This is a genomic window from Geomonas diazotrophica, from assembly GCF_018919385.1.
Taxonomy (GTDB): Bacteria; Desulfobacterota; Desulfuromonadia; order Geobacterales; family Geobacteraceae; genus Geomonas; species Geomonas diazotrophica.
In genome coordinates this window covers 166,266-188,286 of the sequence record NZ_JAHLMF010000004.1, presented here as the reverse complement: position 1 = coordinate 188,286, position 22,021 = coordinate 166,266, and the positions used below count along the sequence as shown (strand labels likewise).

The 22,021-nt window shown below is 56.2% G+C and carries 24 protein-coding genes; 5 read left to right on the top strand and 19 right to left on the bottom strand.

All coding sequences use genetic code 11. From position 1 onward, the window contains the following. Nucleotides 1-30: 30 nt before the first annotated feature. From KOM00_RS05680 to KOM00_RS05610, 15 genes are all read right to left on the bottom strand, one after another. Nucleotides 31-762, bottom strand: a complete 732-nt coding sequence (locus KOM00_RS05680; protein ID WP_216497865.1) for a hypothetical protein — start codon at nucleotides 760-762, stop codon at nucleotides 31-33. Between the two features lie 39 nt (nucleotides 763-801). After that, nucleotides 802-1,464 carry an alkylmercury lyase MerB gene (gene merB, locus KOM00_RS05675; RefSeq protein WP_216497864.1) on the bottom strand — a complete coding sequence of 221 codons (663 nt, stop codon included), beginning with the start codon at nucleotides 1,462-1,464 and terminating at the stop codon, nucleotides 802-804. A gap of 23 nt (nucleotides 1,465-1,487) precedes the next feature. Then, nucleotides 1,488-2,252, bottom strand: coding sequence for an alpha/beta hydrolase (locus KOM00_RS05670; protein WP_216497863.1), 765 nt, complete (start codon nucleotides 2,250-2,252; stop codon nucleotides 1,488-1,490). A 177-nt stretch (nucleotides 2,253-2,429) separates the two neighbouring features. After that, entirely contained in the window at nucleotides 2,430-2,990 is a 561-nt protein-coding gene (locus KOM00_RS05665) for a dihydrofolate reductase family protein (protein ID WP_216497862.1), read from the bottom strand. A gap of 47 nt (nucleotides 2,991-3,037) precedes the next feature. Next, the gene (locus tag KOM00_RS05660) at nucleotides 3,038-3,400 is read right to left on the bottom strand and encodes a hypothetical protein (protein ID WP_216497861.1); all 363 of its coding nucleotides are present in this window, start codon (nucleotides 3,398-3,400) and stop codon (nucleotides 3,038-3,040) included. Nucleotides 3,401-3,429: 29 nt separating this feature from the next. After that, the gene (locus KOM00_RS05655; protein WP_216497860.1) at nucleotides 3,430-3,738 is read right to left on the bottom strand and encodes a nucleotidyltransferase domain-containing protein; all 309 of its coding nucleotides are present in this window, start codon (nucleotides 3,736-3,738) and stop codon (nucleotides 3,430-3,432) included. Beyond that, nucleotides 3,738-4,160, bottom strand: a complete 423-nt coding sequence (locus tag KOM00_RS05650) for a nucleotidyltransferase substrate binding protein (protein WP_216497859.1) — start codon at nucleotides 4,158-4,160, stop codon at nucleotides 3,738-3,740. The genes KOM00_RS05655 and KOM00_RS05650 overlap by 1 nt, the downstream gene beginning before the upstream one ends. Before the next feature lie 88 nt (nucleotides 4,161-4,248). Continuing rightward, nucleotides 4,249-5,586 carry a M48 family metalloprotease gene (locus KOM00_RS05645; RefSeq protein WP_216497858.1) on the bottom strand — a complete coding sequence of 446 codons (1,338 nt, stop codon included), beginning with the start codon at nucleotides 5,584-5,586 and terminating at the stop codon, nucleotides 4,249-4,251. Between the two features lie 481 nt (nucleotides 5,587-6,067). Beyond that, nucleotides 6,068-8,224: a putative bifunctional diguanylate cyclase/phosphodiesterase gene (locus tag KOM00_RS05640; RefSeq protein WP_239027523.1), complete on the bottom strand. Its 2,157-nt coding sequence runs from the start codon at nucleotides 8,222-8,224 to the stop codon at nucleotides 6,068-6,070. Nucleotides 8,225-8,729: 505 nt separating this feature from the next. Beyond that, nucleotides 8,730-9,215, bottom strand: coding sequence for a ferritin-like domain-containing protein (locus tag KOM00_RS05635; protein ID WP_216497856.1), 486 nt, complete (start codon nucleotides 9,213-9,215; stop codon nucleotides 8,730-8,732). After that, the gene (locus KOM00_RS20985) at nucleotides 9,212-9,580 is read right to left on the bottom strand and encodes a GGDEF domain-containing protein (RefSeq protein ID WP_216497932.1); all 369 of its coding nucleotides are present in this window, start codon (nucleotides 9,578-9,580) and stop codon (nucleotides 9,212-9,214) included. Before KOM00_RS20985 ends, KOM00_RS05635 begins: the two co-directional genes overlap by 4 nt. A 138-nt stretch (nucleotides 9,581-9,718) precedes the next feature. Further along, complete coding sequence (locus KOM00_RS05625; protein WP_216497855.1) at nucleotides 9,719-9,868, bottom strand: lmo0937 family membrane protein; 150 nt, start codon at nucleotides 9,866-9,868, stop codon at nucleotides 9,719-9,721. A gap of 103 nt (nucleotides 9,869-9,971) precedes the next feature. Next, nucleotides 9,972-10,286, bottom strand: a complete 315-nt coding sequence (locus KOM00_RS05620; protein WP_216497854.1) for a BON domain-containing protein — start codon at nucleotides 10,284-10,286, stop codon at nucleotides 9,972-9,974. 104 nt (nucleotides 10,287-10,390) lie between these two features. Next, a complete protein-coding gene (locus KOM00_RS05615; RefSeq protein ID WP_216497853.1) occupies nucleotides 10,391-11,266 on the bottom strand; it encodes a sensor histidine kinase in 876 nt (291 codons plus the stop codon). Between the two features lie 36 nt (nucleotides 11,267-11,302). Next, on the bottom strand, nucleotides 11,303-11,620 hold the full coding sequence (locus KOM00_RS05610) for a hypothetical protein (RefSeq protein WP_216497852.1): 318 nt from the start codon (nucleotides 11,618-11,620) through the stop codon (nucleotides 11,303-11,305). Between the two features lie 491 nt (nucleotides 11,621-12,111). Between KOM00_RS05610 and KOM00_RS05605 the strand changes: the two genes are divergently transcribed. The 4 genes from KOM00_RS05605 to KOM00_RS05590 all read left to right on the top strand — a co-directional run bounded on the left by KOM00_RS05605 (nucleotide 12,112) and on the right by KOM00_RS05590 (nucleotide 15,275). After that, on the top strand, nucleotides 12,112-12,402 hold the full coding sequence (locus KOM00_RS05605; protein ID WP_216497851.1) for a sll1863 family stress response protein: 291 nt from the start codon (nucleotides 12,112-12,114) through the stop codon (nucleotides 12,400-12,402). Nucleotides 12,403-12,494: 92 nt separating this feature from the next. Continuing rightward, on the top strand, nucleotides 12,495-13,427 hold the full coding sequence (locus tag KOM00_RS20885) for a PAS domain-containing protein (protein ID WP_239027522.1): 933 nt from the start codon (nucleotides 12,495-12,497) through the stop codon (nucleotides 13,425-13,427). A 313-nt stretch (nucleotides 13,428-13,740) separates the two neighbouring features. Further along, complete coding sequence (locus tag KOM00_RS05595; RefSeq protein ID WP_216497850.1) at nucleotides 13,741-14,862, top strand: sigma 54-interacting transcriptional regulator; 1,122 nt, start codon at nucleotides 13,741-13,743, stop codon at nucleotides 14,860-14,862. Nucleotides 14,863-15,032: 170 nt separating this feature from the next. Further along, nucleotides 15,033-15,275 (top strand): hypothetical protein, encoded by a 243-nt coding sequence (locus tag KOM00_RS05590; protein WP_216497849.1) that lies wholly within the window; start codon nucleotides 15,033-15,035, stop codon nucleotides 15,273-15,275. A gap of 9 nt (nucleotides 15,276-15,284) precedes the next feature. On the opposite strand, the gene KOM00_RS05585 is transcribed toward KOM00_RS05590, so the two are convergent. The 4 genes from KOM00_RS05585 to KOM00_RS05570 all read right to left on the bottom strand — a co-directional run bounded on the left by KOM00_RS05585 (nucleotide 15,285) and on the right by KOM00_RS05570 (nucleotide 18,922). Further along, nucleotides 15,285-17,048, bottom strand: coding sequence for a sigma 54-interacting transcriptional regulator (locus KOM00_RS05585; protein ID WP_236026761.1), 1,764 nt, complete (start codon nucleotides 17,046-17,048; stop codon nucleotides 15,285-15,287). A 764-nt stretch (nucleotides 17,049-17,812) separates the two neighbouring features. After that, on the bottom strand, nucleotides 17,813-18,235 hold the full coding sequence (locus KOM00_RS05580) for a hypothetical protein (protein WP_216497848.1): 423 nt from the start codon (nucleotides 18,233-18,235) through the stop codon (nucleotides 17,813-17,815). A gap of 127 nt (nucleotides 18,236-18,362) precedes the next feature. Beyond that, the gene (locus tag KOM00_RS05575; protein WP_216497847.1) at nucleotides 18,363-18,512 is read right to left on the bottom strand and encodes a lmo0937 family membrane protein; all 150 of its coding nucleotides are present in this window, start codon (nucleotides 18,510-18,512) and stop codon (nucleotides 18,363-18,365) included. Nucleotides 18,513-18,607: 95 nt separating this feature from the next. Then, nucleotides 18,608-18,922: a BON domain-containing protein gene (locus tag KOM00_RS05570; RefSeq protein WP_216497846.1), complete on the bottom strand. Its 315-nt coding sequence runs from the start codon at nucleotides 18,920-18,922 to the stop codon at nucleotides 18,608-18,610. 974 nt (nucleotides 18,923-19,896) lie between these two features. Here KOM00_RS05570 and KOM00_RS05565 point away from each other — a divergent pair. Next, nucleotides 19,897-21,711 (top strand): alpha-amylase family glycosyl hydrolase, encoded by a 1,815-nt coding sequence (locus KOM00_RS05565; RefSeq protein WP_216497845.1) that lies wholly within the window; start codon nucleotides 19,897-19,899, stop codon nucleotides 21,709-21,711. Nucleotides 21,712-22,021: the final 310 nt, after the last annotated feature.

Here is a 22,021-nt window from a genome sequence, read left to right as displayed (position 1 = left end):
TTTCAGCGAGGATCCTGCTGTCGGGCGGGATTACTTCATGAAGCCAAGTAAAGTCTGCTGATACTTTGGGTCCAGCTCAAGTAGCGCCTCCAGTATTTTCTCAAAGGATTTGCATTTCCCGCCCTTTACTGCGTCTTTCGGCTCTGACAAGGGGGTTATTATCTCAACTAGCTCGTGATCGGAATACTTTTCTTTTCCCTTTGCAATTAAGGCTACAATCGCCACCATCATTTCAGCCTTGCTCGGCTCTTTGATGGGTGCCTCGCAAGTCGCTCCCAACTTTATAGCTGATTCAAAAAAATCTAGGAAACGCCTGCGTTCCGCCGGAGGAAGGGTCGTTACGTCGATTTTAAACGAGCGGGGGTTGCAACTGTTGTCGTCCAGCCTTTTCAACACGCCGCTGACTTCACGGAGAATAGCCTGCTTCTGCGCGAGAGGCAAGTTTGAGAGACCGCGGCTATGGAGGGTATTGTACCAGTTAGTAGCCAACATCCTGTCCGTCGACCAATTAACCCCCTGTTTCACCGCCTCGTCATAAACGGCTTTTCGTACGGCGTCATCGAGCAGCAGATCTCGGTAGAGCCTTGACATATCGCCATCGGGATCGGGGCCGGTTACCAACTGGTGTAATGACGCGGGCTTCTCGACGATGGCGTCGAGATCCTTGTTGAACTCTTCCCTGGATGTGATGCAACCGCCGAGGAGGAGGCAACTAACAATCAAAGGCCAAAGCATGGTTGTTGTGGTGATGTTAAGTTTCATCCGGTCCCCTCATTCCCAAACGCTTCGCCGGCATTAGAATCAATCGTGACCGGTTACGCCGGCGGCTCCTTCCAATCTTCGCTGCACTACTGTATTTCCCAGTTGCCATGCCTTAGGGACTGACAAAATGAACGCGTCAGGATGTTGCGACATCCAGGTGGCGGCAGCTTCCTCTGAGCTGATGAAATGAACCCCGCTGCAAAAACTGCTACGGACATTGCAACAGCCACCCTTCTTTCCAGGTATCACCATGGAAAGGACAACTTCAGCCGGTGACACGTAGCTCACTCCGGTTGGACCCACCGTCAAACAAACCCGACTCCCCGTGACGGGGCAGCGCGATTCAACCTGCACCACTTGGTCCAGTGCCCTGGGATACATCAGAGCATCCAGGGCGCACCAGGTGTACAACTCCTTGCCGCAAACCTTAAAAGAGTGCGGCGTTGGAAGAAGCGAGAGGCCGCAGGCCACTATGTCTCCGTTGTCGTCGTACACGGTATCTGCAAAAGTCCCCAACGCCACTTCGACGTCGGGTAGGGACATCGCAAGTGCCTCCGCTATGCTCTTACGGGAGACGGGCTGTCCCTTACTCAGGGCGCGCAGTAGGAACAGCCAGACTTCCGGATGGTCACAGTTCAAGCCCGCCTGAACAGCATCGAATGCGTTCACATCCACCATAGCTATTCCTTCACGGCGTATCATAAGGTGACTCCCTTTGCAGCCTCTTATGGTTTTGGATTCTTGATCCAATCGGAAATAAGGTCCACGACCTCTTTCTCTACTCCGATGAAGCCATGCCGGTGCAGCGCCTGGCACGGGTCCCCGGTCGGGGTGGTGCCGCCGCTTACGTAGACTTCCTTTTTGATGGGGGCGTTTTTCATCTGCTGGATGATCTGGGGGAGGTCGCCTGGGACGCAGATCTTGCACTCATCGGATTGATGATGCACGACCAGTACGGGCTGCTTTATCAGTTCGAGCTTTTGTTGGGGGAGGGCGCCAACCTTTTTGCGGGTGACGCTGGAGGTCAACACGATGCCGTTTATCTCGTCCTTGCCGGCGACGGTGGCCAGTGCCGCGGCTGAAATAGTCCCCATGCTGGTCCCGATGACCCAGACGGGGGAACCGGCATCGCCTTTCGCGAAGGCGATCACCCGCCTCAGGTCTTCGGCATGCTCCGGGCTGGTTCGGAAGGTTCCGTCAAGATCGTCGTGGTCGGAAGGCTTGCCGACCACGACGACGTTGAAGCCGTTGGCCGCGAAGAGGTCCCTGCTTCTGACCAGGAAGTTGTTGGAGGTGGGGATGCCGTTCTTTACCGCGATGCCGCCGCTGCCTCCGGTCAACAAGAGGACGGTCGCCTTGGCTCCTTCGCGTTTCATGTAATAGAAGGGAACGAACACCCCTGGCCTGGTCTCAATCTTTACCAGGCGATCATTTGCGGCAAGGGCAGGCACCGCAAGGCAGAGGAAGATGATGGTAAGCAGTAAGCGCATGATGCCTGCAACTTAATCGGGAGATGGATGCTTGGGTAAGATGGTAAGCCCAATTTAATGGATGCGATGTTATTGTTCAAGCTAAATCTGTGGGCAGTGTGAATCTGATGGGCGCAGGAACAGCCTGTGACAGAGCCGGCATTTGCCTGTGAGTGTGGTGAGGTAAAAGGAAGAGCCTTATGTGACACACTTCGGGACCTGGTACCGCAACTCGGCGAAGCCTGAGCCGAACTGCTGCACAGATACCAAAGTCAAAGGGGGGGTGACTAAGCGACGCGGGAAGAGCGGCTTACCCTTTCCCAACGTGACCGAACCGACTTGCACGATTATCTCGTCCAGTAGCCCGGCATCGTAGAACTGACCGGCTAAATCACCTCCGCCTACAATCCAGATGTTCTTTGAGCCGGCCGCTTTGATCATTTCGGCATGAACAGGCCGGACGTCGCCATGGACGAAGTGGATGTTGGCTCCCTTGATGGTCGGGAGCGCCCTGCTGGAAAATATCCAGACTGGCTGGGTGTACGGCCACGCTGCCCCCGTCTCGAGGGCCACCTTGTCGGCATGATGCAGCATCCATTCGTAGGTTGCTGAACCCATCGCCAGTGCGCCGACCTCAGCGATAAATCCGGGATAGCTGGTGTCGTCCACATTGCCTAAGGGAAAAAGCCAGTCCAACGAATCGTCTTCGGTGGCAATGAATCCGTCGAGACTGGCCGCCGCGTAGTACTGTGTCTTCATGACGGTACGCCCTCAAAGTTGCAGTTCCTTCGGACTAGCGGACTCTCCTAATTCCCCAGCCGCTCGCACAGGTTCTTGAAGGCCTGGGTATCCATCTTTAGCTCGACCGGCTTGCCGTTGTCCTGGTAGCCGATGGTGACGAGGCCGCCGACGATCTCATGCTCCATTTCGGCGAAGAGAACGGCTTTCGGGTTGATCAGGAGGTTGCCGGAGCGGATGAAACCCCTCTTCTCGAGCTCCTGGGCCATCGCTTCCTGCTCGGTCTTGTGCACCTTCTTGAACAGTTGCTTTCGTACCGCGCTGCCGTCAAACCAGACGTCGATGAGGCGCGTGTCGTCGCCGACGAGGGGATTTTCGGCCGGAGTGGTGAGCTGGGCGGCAAGTATCTTGTCGGTATTGATGTAACGCATGGGGAACTCCTTTGGCTGTACGGGAAACGTTAGGATGGCCGTTGATAAAACACCACGCCGACCCGTTCAATATGCTTCTTAAGCTCGGTATGGTCCAATCGGGCAAACAGGGAGAGGTCTATCTTGTAGGGCAACAAAAGGTCATCAAGCTCTTCCGCAATCGAGCCGAGATCGAATGTAGTGAGGAGTGCGCCGTAAAGGGTGAGGTCTATGTCTGACCCAGGCTTGAAATTGCCCTTAGCCCGCGATCCGTACAGGACTGCCTTTTTAACGCCAGCATGATGGCTTAAGACATCGCAGATCTTTTCGATAGTGTCATCGCTCAAGCCAAAGGGCATCAATCGTCCTCGTCTGTTGCCAACGCCGTGAACTTCTTCGCCATCAGCTCGAACTGGGGGTAAAAGCGGGTAAGTACGCTTTCTACGATCTCCTCTGCTGTTTCAGGATTGTAAGTGTGGGAGCTGAGATTGCGGGCCTTGATCATGTCCATCCACGCGGTGCCATCTTCAATGAGCCCGTTCTTGAATGCTTCTCTTGTCGCGTCCTTGGAGCCAATGAGGCCGATGATTCCTTTCTCGCTCAGATAATCTTTCAGAACATTCCAGGCAAGTTCGTGGGTGAACTCGAAACCTTGGACCATTCCCTGTTCTTCCAGCTTGGTCAGTTGGCGCTCATTCGCTAGCTGCACTGCCTCTGTCAAGGTCTTCAACGCCCTCAGGTAATTGTTGAAGCGCTGTTTCCAGCGGATATCTTCAGGCACGGCAGGCTCCTTTTCCACAGCAACTGCGATTTCTATGGTTCCTGAGGACTTTACATTTTTTTTAGGGTGGTTTCAACGCAAACAGAACTCACGGTTGCCTCGGTGCCATCTTGCCCAGGGGAGGGACGTTCATCTGCATGGATCGCATCTGCGCGTTTTGGGCCTTGGCCTTGTAGGCTGCGAATTGGGGGACGGCTATCGCGGCGAGGATCCCTATGATAGCCACGGTGACGAGCACGCCGGCGGCGGAGCCGCCTACACCCATGCGCGGCATGAAGAGGGCGAAGATCCAGGCGAAAAGGCTGCGCGGAGGGGGAGCGACGAACGGGTTGTTGATCCGGGCGGCCCTTTTGACCAGCCAGGGGTAGTCGGAGATGAGCTCGTGGAGCGACATCCAGAAGCCGCTGCTGTGCGCGGTCTGCTCCAGGTAGGCGTCGATGTTCACCTCGGACCAGAGCTTCTCCCCGGCGGAGAGGGCGATCAGCCCCTTCAAGGCGCTTTCGGTACTGTCGCAGCAGGCCCGGCCGAACTGGTCGCAGGTGTACTCGCGGGCGCGGGAGTAGGCGGCGCCTACCAGGGGAAGAAGGCTCACCGGCCAGATAAAGGGGGCCCACTGCAGGTGCTTTTGCTTTATGTGTCCCAGCTCGTGTCCGATGTAGAAGTTGATGGCGTCGGGACGGTCGGACATGGCCTGGATGGTGTTGGAGAACAGCACCACGAAGTTCCTCCCCAGGAACCTGGTGGCGAAGGCGTTGAGGAAACCGCTGCCGTTGATCAGGTAGGCGTCGGGATAGTCGGCGAGCCCCAGGGCCTTGCAGCAGCGGACGTGCCGGTCGTAGAGGTCCGGGAACTGGGTGGGGGAGAGCTTGATCCCGTTCCCTTTGAGATGGGCTATCAGCGCGGACTGGCCGACCAGCAGTGCGACCAGGAGGGCGGGGAGTGCGAACAGAAAGGCGCCTTTGGTAACGAAGACCAGGCCCACCCAGTAGATGAGGGCGACCACGGCGTGGATGGTGAAGAGGGTGTGTTCGCGGTGGTAGATGAGGGTGCCGGCGTTGACGGGGCGGACGATGCCGGAAATTTTCGCGGCAGCTGCCGATACCTCGGGAGCGGTGCACTTGGCATAGACCACGTGACACTTGGGACAGGACGCGGCATCGAAGACGGCGTCGGACTCCTTCCTCTCGTAGCCGCACTTGGGACATTGCCGGGGAGCAGATGCCTCGGTTGTGCCTGCCGCCTTGGGGGGAGCGGCCTGCTCCAGGGGGGGCGGCGCTTGCAGCGAGGCTGCGTCCCTGGAAAAGACGAAGGTTGTTTTGCACTTGGGACAGTTGGTGACCGTCGCGTCGGGCGGGCATTGGTCAAAGGGGACGGATTTGCTCAACCCGCACGACGGGCAGGTGACGGCAACCAAGCGTGAACTCATCGCAATGACCTCTTTCTGTGGGCTAGGTATGGAAAAAAGGCCTTTCAGAGTCCGCATCAGACCGGTAAGGATTACCCAAATTCAGGCTTTTGGGTGGAAGTTTGGTGCGAGTTTGGTGCGAGTTTGGTGCGAGCAATTCGACTGTCTCTGTCTTGTCGCACGGCCAACGGCTATGTAGTACTATTTGTCGTTTCTGTCAATATTTTCCCGACTGCCTACTGGGGCATTCTGTCTCGAGTGCCATATCGCGGCACCGCGGGGGCGAATCCATACCCGGCGGAGGAAGAGGAGAACGGGCATCACCCGGAATCCGGTTGTATTTGTCGCCATATATGACGGAACGCGTTGCGGCAGAAAGCGGCACCGAATAAAAAGGAGCCTCGCTCCCAGGAGGAAAGCGAGGCCCATAATAGTCGATAAAACGGTTGGACAGTGGCGACCGCTTAACCGCGATGCTGCAGAAGAGGGGGCAGGACAGGAGCTAGCGGGGGATTTCCGACTCCCTGATTCTCTGCTTGCCGCGCGGGTTGTGCAGGTAGTTGGCCCCCTGCTTGAGGAGAGGGGTTAGCCCGTTCACCGACATCGGGCGGCTGAAGTAGAATCCCTGCGCTTCCTCGCTCCCCTCCGCCTGAAGCCAGGCGAGTTGCGAGGCGTTCTCCACTCCTTCCGCTATTACCTTGAGCTGCATGCTCCGACCTATGCTCATGATGGCGCGAACCACCGCCATGTTGTCGGTATCGAAAGCTATATTATGAATGAAGGACTGGTCGATCTTCAGCTTGTCGATCGGGAGCTTCTTCAGATAATTGAGACAGGAATAGCCCATCCCGAAATCGTCGATGGACAGTTGCACCCCAAGCGCTTTCATGGCGGCCATGCTCCCTAGGACCCTGTCCGGATCGTTCATAAGGGTGGCTTCGGTCAGCTCCAGCTCCAGGCATTCGGGCGGCACCCCTGTTTCATACAGGGCCGACTCGATGATTTCCTCGCAGTCTGCCTGCTGGAAGAAGGTTGCTGAAAGGTTTATCGCCACAGAAAGAGGGCCGATCCCCTGCTGCCTCCACTGGCGTAGCTGCCGGCAGACGGTCCGTATGGTCCATTTGCTGATCGGGGTAAGAAGCCCGGTTTCCTCCGCTATGCCGATGAAATTGCCAGGCAGGGTGAACCCCCTGACGGGATGCTGCCAGCGGATCAGCGCCTCCATGCTTCTGGATTTTCCGGTGGTGAGGTCGACCTTCGGCTGGTAGTACAGCACGAACTCGCTTCGCTCCACTGCGTGCCGCAAATCGGCCTCCATGATGAACCGCTCGCGGGCGTGCTCGTTTAACCTGCGGGTAAAGAACTGATGCTTCTTGCCGCCGGATTTCTTGGCGTGGTACATCGCGACATCGGCGTGCTTTAGCAGTGTGAGGTAGTCCGTACCGTCCTGGGGGAACAGGCTTATGCCGATGCTGGCGTTAAGGGGGGCACTGACCTCCGGGACGCTGAAACCTGAAGTGATGATTTTATTTGCCACAACTGTAGCCTCCGCGGCCCCGCAATCCCAGAGCATGATGACGAACTCGTCTCCCCCAAGCCGCGACACGATGTCGCAGTATCGCGTGCATTCCTTCAGGCGCCTTGCAACCGACTGGAGGACCCGGTCTCCAACATCGTGGCCCAGTGAGTCGTTTACCTTCTTGAAACCATCGATATCCAGAAACAGCAAGGCTATGCCTTTGCCTGTTCTCCTCGCTACCGTCATCAACTGAGTTATCCGCTTATACAGCGTGCTGCGGTTGGGAAGCCCGGTGAGCGGATCGTGGTAGGCAAGGAAAAATATGCTCTCCTCTGCGAGCTTCAACTCGGTGATGTCGAGGATGAAGCCGTCCAGCCGTGTAATCGTGGCAACCCCCTCGCTTTCCGTCCTCTGTACCGTACAACTGTTCAGAATCCACCGTTCGCTGCCATTTTTGTGCCGGATGCGGTGCCTGATCGGCTCGGGTTTTTTGCCGGCATAAACGGCATCAAGAAAACGAAGGACTAGTTCCCGGTCATTTTCATGAACCATGGAAAGCCACAAGTGGGGGTCACGTGCGTATTCCTCCGGGGAATAGCCGGTGATGTCGACGCACTTGGGACTGTGGTAGGTCGACACCAGGGCGTTGTTTTCGAAGCTGGCACTGTAGACGTACTCGTTTATGTTGCTTACTATGGCACGGTACTGCTCCTCGCTCTTCGCCAGGGCGTCGGTGACCTGCTTCTTCTCAGAGATGTCCGAAACGGCACAGCGGCACTCGAGCCCCGAACCGCAGAGCGCGGCATCTATGTGCACAAAGAGAGGAGCATCCCCTTGCGGGTTAAGCGCCGTCTCCAAGGATTCCTTCTTCTGCAAGTCGAACACCCTCCCGAGGAATTCGGAGAAGCCAGGGCGGGCCTTTGCGGGGACAAATTCCAGGAAAAGTCTTCCCAAAAGGTCGCTGCGCTCGATGCCTAGGAGACTGGCACCACTAAGGTTAACGGCGCGGATTGCCCCCTGGCGGTCCAGGGTGAAATATCCGATCGGGGCAAAATCGTAGAGGTCGGTAAACTTATCAAGCGTCGCCTCGAGCTCATCCCTTGTATGGCGCAGCTCCGCGTTCTGCACGTCAAGTTCCACCTGACGCACCTGCAGTTCATGAAGGAGTCGCCGGGTCTCATCCTTTGTCCGGTCCGGTCTCTCTTTTCCCCGTTCGGATTCCATTGTCGACCTCTGCTGGTGTACTTCCTGCTCAATGACCCAGTTGCAAACATTCTGGCACGGTGGTTCCGCAATTTTCCGCCCGGTTGCCGCCACCCTTGGTTGTCAGCACTCTTTGATACCGCCTCCCCAGAGAAGGTCGCAACTAACGTGCCAGCTGGTTTTAACGGGGCGTGGTTATCAACTGGCTGATTCTGCAGGGTGATGCAGTGCCGGGAGTGCTTCGCCAAAGACTTGCTGCCTGCGAAAACTGTCATATTTGACAGTATCCGTAATGGGTTGCAGAAAGCGCCACAAACTGGCGCTTCACCATTGCGGGGGCCCCTCTGGAGGGGCCCAGGTCATAATGGATATATTTGCTTTGTAGCGAAGGCTGCCTTTCGGTACTAATCCGAGAAATCCGAATCAGGGGGCTTTTTACCTCTCAGTATTCCTGGATGTTACTAAACTCGCCCCAGGCAAGGAAGTTCTTGGGCGACTCGACGAAGGAATAGATATTTTCGACGATGCTCAGGTGCCTGCGTTCCTCGTCGGCGATACTTAGAACGATCTTGCGCGCCTCGTCGTCCTTTGTCTGCGCAGCCAGCTCCTCGTAGAATGTTATCGATTTTTGCTCCTGGCGGGTGACCATCTGATAGGCGTCCGGGTCCTTTTTTAGCGCTGCCATCTGTTCGCGCTTGGCGAGCAGGGGTTTAAAGAGGCACGCCGCCTCCCGCAAGGCCTCGAATTGCGATTTTCTTGAGTTGATCCCCGCCTTCAGCTCCACCAAGGCATCGTGGTGTTCCTGCTCGGCCTGGGCCAGCAGGGTGAAGAGATTCTTCAGTTCCTCAGTGCCGGCCGACTCTGCCAGCTGCTGGTAGTAACCCCTCGCGTCCTCTTCCATCTTTATGGCGCAATCGAAAACATTCATGGCGTTCCCCCTCCTCCCTGGTCTTCAGGGCCTTCTGGCTGCGATCGTTTCTGCTCCGACTTTTCGCGATACATCCTCTCGTCACTGAGCTTCAAGGTGTCCCGAAGCTGATCCCTGTCTTTTGCGGTGGCTATGCCGAAGGCGATGCTCACCTGGCCATTCGCGACCTCCGGGCAACTCATGCTCCGGCGGACGGTTTCCCTGGCCACACTGGTTGCCGTCTGCGGCAGGATTACTGCAAACTCGTCTCCTCCGATCCGAGAAACGATGTCCTTGGTACGGAAGGCGCTCCTGATGACCCGGGCCGCCATCTTTATCAGCTCGTCTCCCGCTGCATGCCCCAGTGCGTCATTGAAACCTTTCAGTTTCGTTGACGTCCGCCATCACCAGGGTCATGGGAAACATAGCGCTCTGGGCCAGCCGTTCCAACTCTTCATCGAAATAGGCCCTGTGGCGGTCCTTACCAGGCTGCTTTCCTCGGGCTCGATGGTCAACGGCATGGGTCAAAGGACCCTGCGCCCCTGGATGACGCGCACCAGCAAGACGATTATGGCTATGACCAGCAGGATATGGATCAGGCCCCCCATAGTGTACGAGGTAACCATCCCCGCAAGCCACAGAACTATCAGAATCAGACAAATTGTCCAAAGCATGAGATCCTCCCTGCGGCGCAGTGCGCGCCCGCTACCCGTTCGAGTGGTAAAAACCGAGAAGACCCGCCGGAGCAGGTCTTCCTTTGTCGAGCGAGATGAACGGCTATTTCACGATAAGGTCGTTTTGCACAGACACGACGCCCTTGACCTCCCGTGCGACTTCCCCTGCCTTGTCGGCACTCTGCTTCGAATCGACGAACCCGCTCAACTGAACTACACCCTTGTAGGTTGTTACCTTTATCTGCAGCAATTTAAGCGTGGGGTCGCCGAATATGGCGCTCTTCACCTTGGCCGTGATCACCGAGTCGTCGACATACTGACCCGTGCTTTCCTGGTTCTGCGCACCAGCGTATGCCGGGCATGCGCTTAGCAGTGCGAAGCAGGCGATAAGTCTCAAAACGCGACGCGGTTTTAACATGATGGCCTCTCCTTTCAAGCTCGAATTTCCCGTCTCAACGGTAGCAGCTGGGATACCTGACCTTTGGAGACTTGGTCATGCAAATACCATCCGTTGTCAGCAGGTCATCCCATGGTGAAAAAGAAGGTCGCGCCTTCCCCGGGTTTGCTCTCGGCCCAGACCCGGCCGCCGTAGCGTCTGACGATTCTGTCGACGGTGGCAAGGCCGATGCCGTGTCCCTCAGCGGTGGTCCCGGGCAGGCGCTGGAAACGGACAAAGAGCCGGTCCGCAAACGCCATGTCAAATCCCGGCCCATTGTCCCGGACGAAATAGGCCGTCTGCCCTGCCATTGGGATCGTGCCGAACTCTATGACTGTCGTTTTACGACCGATGCTATGCTTCCAGGCGTTGCCGATGAGGTTGTCCAGGACGCTGCGACAAAGTCCAGGGTCGCCTTCAACGCTGATTCCCGGGGCGATTCGGAAGGTGACCCTCCGCGCCGGTGACGAGAGCCTCAGCTGCTTCGCCACCACTTTTGCCATCTCGCTCAAGTTTACTTTTTCCCGGCTCAACTCGATGCGGCTGACGCGTGAAAAGTTGAGCAAGGACGCGATGAGCTGTTTCGTGTCCCGTGTCGCATCATAGATGCACTCGAGGTATGCCTTCCCCTGGTCATCGAGCTGGTTCCGGCAAATCTCGCTGAGCAGCTGGCAATAGCCACTGATGGCCGTAATCGCTGAGCAGAGGTCGTGGGCAATGGTGGCGTTGAATGCCTCCAGATCGCTATTGGCCTCGGTCATGAGTTGCAACTCCTGCTGCACGCGCGGCTGATCGGCGTGGCTCAGGGGGAGCTCATTCTCAGGGGGGAGAGCGCGGATCTGGTCCTGCGCAGGGCGGCGCCATGGCGAGGCTCCGCCCTGCTGGCTTTTCACTTCATTAGGCACCCGGTCTCCATGTATCTGCTTTTGGCCCTTTCCGAGCGTCTCAGTTTCCATGCGCATATGATGTCCTTTCCGGGAGCGGCTGCGGCTCAGTGGTCATGGTCTTTTTACAGGCTGGCCCTGGTCCATTTTGACCATTTCCTCCAGCAGCGCTCCGGAGAGATCGTCTTGTTCGGAACCTCCATGTGGGATCCTTTCTTTCGCGTGCCTCACGACATCGCTTTCCACCGACAGATCACTCCAGGCCGCTACACCGACGTCCGGGGTGAAGACTTGTTCCGGGGCATACGTTGCAGACGGTTCACCGTAAGCATTTGGTGCATGTTCTGCCGCTCTCGAAGTCATGGGACTGATGGTTAACAGTGCCCCGGTGAGCGCTGTAAACAAGTCGACTGATATCCTGACTGATTGCATAGCTTCTCCCTTGTGAGATCACAATTCACTGGTCTGCTGCTGAGAGGGGACTTCGCAACTTTCACGCCAGAGACGACCCGAGGGAGAGCGAGAGCGAAATCATCTGAAATGAGGGGACTATTTGGAAAGGGGGTCGGGATGGTGCCGAAATCCAGGCGTAACTGATCCGTCATGTTTGACATAACTGGGACATATGACGGCCTACGGCTATCTTAGCGGTAGAAGGTATCCCGGTTCTTTTGAGACCCAGCCAATGGCAACTCGCGCGTTACGCCGGCAGGCCTCCATATGTTGCGGCACCGCCAAATACGACAGATTTGTTGGGCGGCTACCGTGCTCAGTGATTGGTAAAGTTCGCGGATATGCAGTATATCAAGGTCTTAGCTTCTAAGACGTCAGGAGTTTTAACTGGCACGTTAGTTGTACCTCAGAGCTTCTTAAAGTAAGAAATACCTGGTTTGTTCAGTATGGCAGCGTGGGAGGAGGTACACATGGACAAGCAAAAAGAGTATGTGGAGAAACTCTCGGCGCAGATGGTGGAATGGAATAACCAGATCGACCGGCTAAAGGACAAGGTGGCGAGCGCCGCCACCGCGGAGTCCAGTTCGGATTACCATCAAGCCATCGCGGCTTTGCAGCGCAAGTACGATGATGCAAGTGAACGGTTGCAGAGGATTGCGGTTGCAAGCGATGACGAATGGGAGGATCTGAAAGTGGGGACTGAGCAGGTCCTGGGTGAGATCAGAACCATCCTGCATGACGCAGTGATGAAAATAAAATAAGCTTAACAGTTGATAATTATTCTCTCAATATAGCAGTGCTTGCCTTCTTCGCCAAGAGAACCTTTGTATGACCAGGCGCCCATCAAGCGGATGTGAGTGAAGGTTGGAATATCTTCGCCATGGCGCGCGAAGGACTCAGTTATGATCTGAGGATCGCGTTCGAGAAGGCACTCCGGCAAAAGGAGGCCGTTATCCTCAAGGGGGTCAAGATCGCTGAGGGGGGCAGTACGCAGACCGTTGACGTCACCGTCCGGGCCATAGAAGAGCCGGAGGTGCTCAGTGGGATGGTGATGATCGTTTTTATCGACCAGGCTACAACTCCAGGGGGGAAACGGTCGACTAGGGCCAAGGGCTCTCTATCCGATCACGCCAGGGTTCTCGAGTTGGAGCAGGAACTCCAGCAGTTGCGGGGAAGGCTGCAGACCACCTGCGAGGAGATGCAGTCCTCGCAAGAAGAGCTGAAGTCAGCCAACGAAGAGCTTCAATCCACCAACGAAGAGCTCCAGTCCACCAACGAGGAGCTGACCACGTCCAAGGAGGAGATGCAGTCATTAAACGAAGAGCTGCAGACGGTGAACGCCGAGCAGCAGTCGAAGATGGACGAGCTCGCGCGGATAAACAACGACATGAGGAATCTTTTGAACTCCACGGAAATAGCTACCATCTTCCTGGACAACGAATTCCGCATCCGGCGCTTTACCAAGGGGGTCAATAAACTTTTCAAGCTGATCCCGGGTGACGTGGGGCGTCCTCTGGGTGACATCGTGAGCCACCTGCACTATCCTGAGATCATCGAGGAGGCGGAGGAGGTACTGCGGACTCTGGTCTTTTCTGAGAGGCAGATTGCCACCGCCGACGGGGGGTGGTATCTGGTGCGCATCATGCCTTACCGCACCATGGAGGAGGTAATCGACGGGGTGGTGATCACCTTTTCCGATATCACCGCTGCCAAGGCCCTGGAGGCGGGTTTGCGCGAGGAAATTGCGAGGCTTGAGAAGCTTGTTGCAGCAGGGAGTTCGTTATAATTTGGCAGTTGGTTAATCTCCCAGCGGCGCGCTGGGTTCAGGATCGAAGTCAAGCCAATTGCTTCCGCTACCGCTGAAGATTTCACCCCTTATCGGTCTCACCCGCCAACATCTGCCATAAGGCTCTCCGTCATATGTAGCAGTTATGGTAAACCTGACGGATTCCCCTCGACGCCTTATCTCTCCCACCGAATCCCTTCTCTGGTTTTTCCCTGTTTAATCGGCAGCTTGAACCCTCCATCACAGGCGGCTTTGTCTGGCACGCATGTTGCGAAATCCTCCCTGACGGGAAGCGGAGAGGGGGTGGAGGTGGATGGAGGTGGACAGACGACTCAACGACCTGGCCCGGGCGAATATGCAGCTGACCCAGGAGATAGAGGAACGCAAGAGGGCGGAGGGATCACTCCTTGGCGCCTATGCGGAGATAAAGCGCTTGAAAGACAGATTTCAGGCCGAGAACAGATACATGCAGCAGGAGATAGCCAAGACGTATAACTTCGGCGAGGTCATTGGTAGAAGCAACGCCATTTTGCAGCTCCTGCGGAGGGTCGAACAGGCAGCTTTCCTGAATACGACGGTGCTGCTGATTGGAGAGGCCGGCACGGGGAAGAGAGTAGCGGCACACGCCATCCACAACAAAAGCTCTCGCAGGGACCGGCCTATGGTCACGGTCAACCTAGCGGCACTGCCTCCGAACCTGGTCGAATGCGAGCTCTTCGGGTGGGAGAGTGGAGAGTGTGCCGGAGCCGAGGGGCGGCAGATCGGGCGTTTCGAGCTGGCCGATGCAAGCACGATACTCCTTGAAGAGATCGCCGAACTGTCACCGGAACTGCAGGGGAGACTGCTCCGACTCATCCAGGACGGGGAACTCCAGCGTATGGACAGCCCTCGCACCATAAAGGTCGATGTGCGGGTCATTGTGGCAAGCAACCGGGACTTGGAGCCGGAGGTTCGGGCTGGCAGGTTTCGGGGGGACCTGTTCTGCCGCCTCAGCGCATTTCCCATCACCATCCCCCCCCTTCGGAAGCGCAAAGAAGACATCCCGCTGCTCGTAGATCATTTCCTTGCCAAACACTACGGGCAAATCGGCAAGAAGGCAGCAAGCGTCTCCAGCGCTACACTAGGCGACCTGCAGTCTTACCACTGGCCCGGAAACGTCAGGGAGCTCGAGAACATCATCGAGCGGGCGTTGATCACCGGCCATGGGGGCGAACTGCAGGTTTGGGAAAAGTCCGGCATCATTCGTACTGGGGAGATGGAGATCAAGGCACTTGCCGAACTGGAACGTGGCTACATCTTCAACGTGCTGCAAAAAACAGGTTGGCGCATCGAGGGGGATCGCGGAGCGGCCGTACTCCTCGGGCTTAATCCCAGCACGCTTCGGGCACGGATGCGGAAATTCGGCATCCTGCGCCAGTACAGGCGTGACCAGTGAAGGATCAACTGTTTGCCTGCCCAACGACTGTCACATATATCGCTCCCCTATCCCCTGAGCCGGCAATCCAGGGCGGGTTCGCCAACCTGTCCCGCTACCTCGACAATTCATACTGCGCCGGCACGAAACGCAAGGCGTAGGACCAGGAATACCAATAAAAGGAGACTGCCATGGATATCAGCATCAAGGACAAGACAGAAGACATCAAAGAAAGACAATATAGAGAATTCATCGGGTTCGTACGAGGGATCGAGTCTAATATAGAAAACCTGCTTGAGTCGAGAAACGGTACAGCGCCATTGACCGCCGAAGATGAACGTTCCTGTGAGGCAGCCATCGAGACCCAGAAAATTGCACTGATAGAAGGCTGCAGGAAGTTAAAGCGCGATCAAGAATCGAAGCATAAGCCATGAAGTTGCCAACTATTTACGGATGATTCCGAATTTCCGCATACGGGCGCGCAGGGTGCTGGCATTGAGTCCGAGTATCCCTGCCGCGCCACTGGCTCCCTCGATGCGCCAACCTGTTTTCAGCAGCACACCGAGGATGTAGTCGCGTTCCAGATCGACGAGGGTTTTGATATCTTCCCCCCCCTCCCTCTCTTCATTCGATGTCTGCCCTGTGTTATTTGCTGCATCCTCTTTCATGCGGAAATTGTTGAACTGGTCCAGTACCTGCAGCGTGCTCCCTTGGCTTGTGATTACCGCCCGCTCGATTACACTCTCCAATTCCCGCACGTTGCCGGGCCAGTGGTATTTCTGCAAGGTACGCATGGTCTCACTCGGTACGGTTGTGATCTCCCTGCCGATTTTCTTGTTGAACTTGGCGAGGAAAAAATCAACCAGCAGCGGTATGTCTTCACTGCGCTGCCTAAGTGGTGGCATCGAGATCGGAAATACGTTGAGCCGGTAGTAGAGGTCTTCCCGGAACCTGCCGGTCCGGATTTCCTGTTCCAGATTTCGGTTGGTAGCCGCGATGATACGTACATCGGTCTTAATGGTATGGTTGGCGCCCAATCGCTCGAACTCCCCGTCCTGGATGACCCTGAGCAGTTTGCTTTGCAACTCAAGCGGCAAATCGCCGATTTCGTCAAGGAATATGGTGCCGCCGTCGGCCAGTTCGAAGCGCCCGATCTGCCTTGCAAAAGCCCCAGTGAAAGCCCCCTTTTCCCGCCCGAAAAGCTCGCTCTCTACAAGGGTAGCCGGCAGCGTAGTGCAGTTGACCGTTATCATGGGGCGCTCTCTGCGGGCAGAGCTTCTGTGGATGGCCCGCGCCGCCATTCCCTTGCCGGTACCGGTCTCGCCCTGCAGGAGAACCGTCGCATCCATGGGGGCTACCTGTTCTATACGGGCCATTACCTGCGAAAGGGCTTCGCTTTGTCCGATAATCTCGCAGCTGTTGTACTGCCGGGCAACCTCTTGCTGCAGGTAGATGTTTTCGGCCTGGAGCCGGTCCTTCAGACGCTTTATCTCGGAACAGGCATCTTGGAGCGACTCCTCCGTCTTCTTGCGTTCCTCAACTTCCCGTGCGAGCATCTGATTTGCCCTCGCCAGTTCTCCGGTCCTCTCCGACACGGTTGACTCGAAATTGTCATGAGACTTTTGCAGGTCCTCCTTCAGGCGCCTGGCAATGGTACCGTCAACCACCGAGCAAAAGATACGGATATGCGAGCTGCTGCTGTCGTCGACCCTGACGCTGCGAAACTGGGTGTAGACGATAGAATCGCCTTTCCCTTTGAGCCTGATTTCACACTGCTGTAGACTCGAATTCTGGGCGACATTTGCCAGGTGCCGGGGGAAAAGCTCCCTTCCTTGTGCGTCGGCGATATACCGGGTGAAGGGCGTGTCTACCAGCAGGTGCCGTTCCACCCCCAATAGATTGGCGCCGGTAAGGTTTACCTGCCGAATCACCCCGTTGACATCGAAGGTGAAATAGCCTGCGGGGGCAAAGTCGTAGAGTTCTGCGTAGCTGTTGCGCGAGACCTCAAGCGCTTCTCTGGCCCGGCGCAACTCCTCGTTCTGCGATTCAAGTTCGATCTGGTGGATTTCAAGCTGCTGAACAAGCCTCAGCATCGCCTCCTTTGTCAGCGGGGGCGATGCAACCGATTGGGCACTTAACCGGTGCTGTCCGGTGGGGCGTTTTTTGGCGATCGTATTCAAAAGGCCTTTGTTTTTGTCAATGCCCATCTGTCACCTCTTGTGTCCCAATACTCAGGGCAAAAATTTACACAGATGTTTAAATTATTAAAACAAATCTAACATTTGTTTGTGTACATTAAATAGTAGGATGGTTTTTGGATTCGCATTTTATGATAACACCCATTTCCGTATATGACTAATGCCAAAATTTTATGCTGCTACATATGACAGTTATACTTAAGGTGGCTGCACTCTGTGACTCGTTCCCTACTCAAGGATCGGCTGCATTTTCCCTTTTAATATAAATTCAGTTTTATGCACATATTCTTATAAAGCGACATGCTTCGGCATGTAGGTTCCCCATCGGCTCCTTGCATAGGACCTGATCCCGTAGGTTAACGTGCACCCGGGGTCGGAGGTCCGGCGTCACCGATTCCAAGCTGGCACCCACAACGGTAGCATTATTGGGGACTTTTTAAGGCAGGGGCGGGCCCAGCAACTCCTTTTTACGAGTGAAGCTAAGGTTATAGAAGGAGTATCGTCCACGGGGGGCAACTACTTGGACTACCTGAGCCTGTTAAGCAATGACGAGGTGAATGCGGTTGTCTTAACAAGGACCTCGCACTCAAGGCATATGTTTCCAAAGGATCTGGCCGGTTCCAAGCCGATTCTGCTTGAAGAGGGGGAAAGAAGGTCCCTTGTCCACAGGGTGGGGGAGTGGTTTATCGATCGGTTCCTGCGCTTGCTGTAACGGTTCCGGAGCGCTACGCTACGGCCTCTTCCCGCCTCCTGTCACAGGTGGCCGGCGCCGGTCAATGAGGGGCGCTGCAGGACTTCAGTTTCCCGTTTTCGAAAAGCGAGATGTTTTCGAATGCGGCGCAGGTCTTGCCGTCGATGGTCAGCGATTTGGAAAGATTGCAGGTGTCCAGTTTGCCGTTTGCATGGAAACTGACCAGGCCGTACTGGTTGCAGGTAATATCTCCGTAATTGAAATAGTCGCTTGTGACGCAACTTTGAAGGGTTCCTGACTGATACAGGGTGACGGACGCATACTGCTTGCATTTAACGCCACTTACGATGACATCATCCTTCAGTGTGCAGGATTTCAATTGCCCGCCAGGATAGTAGGCGATCTCGCCGGGAGTACAAATCGATTGGTCGATGGCCAGGCAGGCTCCAGCATTGACCAGTAATATCATGCACACCGCCGCGATAATGGTGCTTGAAACCCTCATGTTACCTCCCTGGCGCCTCGTACCCCTCCTTGTCTGTCATGCCCGACAAGGAAGGGTACCTCGCACCTTTGGACCGCCCCCTGTCAGAAAGGGAGCGCAGCCCTTACTGGCTTATGGGGGGTGCGTCCTAAATGGATCTGCGTCCCTGGATGAGCTGTACCACTACTACAATGATGGCAATCACGAGAAGAATGTGAATCAGGCCACCCATGGTATAGGAGGTAACCAGCCCAACCAGCCAAAGTACTATCAAGATCGCGCATATAGTCCAAAGCATACTAACCTCCCCAGGTCTGACTGCGTCAGCCTTAGCCTGTATCGGTTCTCAAGGTCAAGATTTGCAACCTGCCCGGGGAATTACTGTCCCGGCGGCTATTTTACTAACAGGTTATTTTTTACAGACCCGACGCCAGGAACGCGCCTGGCGATTTCTCCCGCCTTGGCAACGCTTTCTGCCGAATCAACGAAACCGCTTAATTGAACCTCATCCTTGTAGGTCTTGACGCTTATCTGCATGGTTTTCAGCGAAGACTCGTTGAAGATGGCTGCTTTTACCTTGGTTGTGATGACTGTGTTGTCGACGTACTCGCCGGGGCTTTCATGGGTCCTGGTGGACGCACAGCCAAAGGACGTTGTTACCAGCCCGGCACAAACCAGTAGCCTCAAGATACGCTGCAGTTTTAGCATGATGTCGTCTCCTTTTAATAAACGGTTTGAATACGCTGCGGTACCCTTTATTTGCAATTGGCAAGCCAATTGCCGGATTCGAGTACGGCCGTAATAATAACCTGTCATAGCTGATCGTTAGCTGCCGAGTGAAGCCACGGGATGCCCGGCAAAAGGTGGGCGGCCGCCACATGTGGCGGAACTTTGATATGTGGCAGGTCGCTTCAGCATCGTTCCACTGCGGTCTCCAGTTCGGCCGAGTCACGCCCGCGTCGGGACGGGGTACTCTTCTGCAGGAAGAGCCTTTCCGCTGCTATTATCCACCTCCATTTCGGGATCCGAGCAGTTGTAGCTGCCGGCGTCGGGTCTGACACCCACATCGATCGTGTCACAGGTTGTCCTTTGTTTCAGCTCGAGGTCATGCTTTTATCTATAGGGCCGCAACAGGGGGGGGGAAGGCAGGGCCGTTAGTGCGCCAGAGATGGTCCGCGGCTGTGGCTTGCTCCCGTTTTTTAAAATACCCGAATACCTGCGCAACGGCGACCTGGGGCGTACCAAGCCATACCCACCGCATATGGCGGTTATGCCATAAATGACGGGTACCCCTTGCGGTTTCTCCCCGCACTCATCCTTGCCCCTCCAATTATTCCTCGTGCATTCAGACTCTTGTGTTCTCAAGGTTGCTTGGATTAACTCGGCACGCTAGTAGCAAATTAAGAGGAATCCGGCCTCCTGCGCTGGCTAAACCAGGATGAAATCACCATTAAGGAGATGGGCAATGAAGATTTTGGACAGAGGATTTCTGAAGTTTGGGAAACTCGGCAGGGAAGAGGTTTTCCGTCACATAAAGGTGTATCGTCCCATAAAGGAAGAACCATGACTACCACCGGCATTCTTGCGGCCTTGTGGCCTTTGATGGCTTCTGGGTGAGTGGAGCCTGGTTTCCTGGTACGCGAAGTGGGCTGCTCAGATAGGGCTGCCGGAGGACTGTGACCATGAGCAAAGAGATCACTGTCAAGGAGAAAGAGCTCAAAGGGGATAGGGGCGGGGGGATGGGGGCAACCCCGCACGCTGGGGGAGTCGGATTCCGCGTCTGGGCCCCGCATGCCACTCGGGTATCGGTCATCGGGACGTTCAATGACTGGGATGGCGCCAAGAACCCCCTGCAGGCCGAGGAGAACGGCAACTGGTTTGCCGATGTGCCTGGGGCCAAAGTCGGCGACGCCTACAAGTTCCTGCTCACTACCGAAAAGGGGGAGCTCAAGCGCATCGACCCCTATGCCCGCGAGGTGACCGGTTCCACTGGCGATGCAGTGGTCCACGATCCGAGCTTTGACTGGGGCGACGACTTCCACCTGGCTCCCTGGAACGAGTTGGTCATCTACGAGCTGCATGTCGGGACTTTCAATGACCAGGAGGATGACAACGCGGCTGCCCAGTTCGACTCGATCGCGGCCCGCCTGGGGCATCTGAAAAAACTGGGAGTCAATGCCATCCAGATCATGCCGGTGGGCGAGTTTGCCGGCGACCGGTCCTGGGGGTACAACCCTGCCCATATCTTCTCCGTCGAACTGAGCTACGGAGGCCCTCTGGCCTTCAAACGTTTCGTCAAACGTGCCCATAGCCAAGGGGTCGCGGTGATCCTCGACGTGGTGTACAACCACCTGGGCCCAAACGATCTCGATCTGTGGCAGTTCGACGGCTGGTCCGAAAACGGGCTGGGCGGCATCTACTTCTACAACGACGGCCGGTCCCACACCCCATGGGGGGAGACACGCCCCAATTACGGCCAGGGCGAGGTGCGCCAGTTCATATCCGACAACGTGTTCATGTGGCTTAAGGAATACCATGTGGACGGGTTGCGCTACGACTGCACCCAGTTCATCAGGAGTGTCGACGGGTCGACAGAAAACGACCTTCCGGAGGGGTGGAGTCTTTTGCAGTGGCTGAACGAACAGGTCGCCCAGCAGTTCCCCGGCCGTATCACCATAGCCGAGGATCTGCAGAACAACAGCTGGCTCACCAAGGCCGTGGGTGCCGGGGGCGCCGGCTTCGGATCGCAGTGGGACGCCATGTTCGTGCATCCCATACGCCAGGCGGTGATAACCCCCGATGACCAAGCACGCTCGCTTGCCTCCGTCCGGGACGCCATTTGTTACCGCTACAACGACGACGCCTTCGATCGGGTCATCTACAGCGAAAGCCACGACGAGGTGGCCAACGGCAAGGCCCGCGTGCCTCAGGAGATAAATCCCGGGGACCCCAAGGGATGGTACGCCCAGAAACGCTCTACCCTGGCCGCCGCCCTAGTCTTTACGGCTCCCGGCATACCGATGCTGTTCCAGGGGCAGGAGTTTCTCGAAGGGGAATGGTTCCGCGACACGGTCCCGCTGGACTGGGATCAGCGCGACGAGTTCTGCGGCATCGTCCGGCTCTACCGGGACCTTATCCATCTGCGACTCAACCGCGCCGGTTTCACCCGCGGCCTGTGCGGGCAGTTCACCCAAGTGCACCACTTGAACGAGGAGGCCAAGGTCATCGCCTTCCACCGCTGGGACCAGGGAGGAGCTGGAGACGACGTCGTTGTGGTCGCCAATTTCTTCAGAGAACCGCAGGAGGGATACGTTGTCGGCTTTCCGGCCGAAGGGATCTGGAGGTTGCGCTTCAACAGCGATTGGCAGGGGTACAGCGAAGCCTTCTCTGATCATCCGAGCAGCGACGCCGGTGCCGAAACGGGCGAGTGCGACGGACTCCCCTGTCACGCCACAGTTTCTCTGGGGCCCTACAGCGTGCTGATCTTTTCCCAGTGATGGCTCCGCTTGTATCAGCGTTTCCAGTAGATGCGTCGACCCGTGGGAAAAATCGCCTGGAAACGAAACAACTTCGACTTCTTGCTCGTGAGTTTCCAAAGTGCCAGCACCTCGTGAGACACATTCTGAACGAGGACTGATTGGGGCACGGCGATCGCGGCCAGTATCCCTATGATGGCCGGGAGACGGTGGAAATGAATTATCTGGCCACCGGGCGCTTGCTTTACTTGCTCCAGGTTGTAATCTGATGGGGGCAGGGAAATTATTAAAATAAATTAAGGTTAAGCCTTGCGCTCAGGCGAAGGAAAGG